Source organism: Pseudomonas sp. 2995-1, from assembly GCF_002742505.1.
GTDB classification, from domain to species: Bacteria; Pseudomonadota; Gammaproteobacteria; order Pseudomonadales; family Pseudomonadaceae; genus Aquipseudomonas; species Aquipseudomonas sivasensis.
The window spans coordinates 1-240 of record NZ_LJSA01000069.1; the positions used below are offsets into that span (position 1 = coordinate 1).

Genomic DNA, 240 nt, shown 5'->3' on the forward strand with positions numbered 1-240 from the left:
TGCTTTCTCTGCAAGATGAGCCACCTCTTTTTCTATGCCTGCAAAGTCAAGTCTATCTGCATCCCTGACAACAGGTACTACTAAACCATCCTGAGTAGATACGGCAACTCCGATATCATAGTATTTTTTTAGGATTATTTCATCCCCTTGAATTTCCGCATTTACAAAAGGATATTTCTTCAGTGCACCAATAACAGCTTTGGTGAAAAAGGACATAAAGCCAAGTTTAACTCCATGATC

Annotated in this window: 1 protein-coding gene; it reads right to left on the reverse strand. The window is 39.2% G+C overall.

Annotation, left to right across the window (positions count from 1 at the left end; all coding sequences use genetic code 11):
* A partial coding sequence (locus tag AOA61_RS00240; RefSeq protein ID WP_178075166.1) for a 2-oxo acid dehydrogenase subunit E2 occupies positions 1-240 on the reverse strand: 240 nt, incomplete at both ends.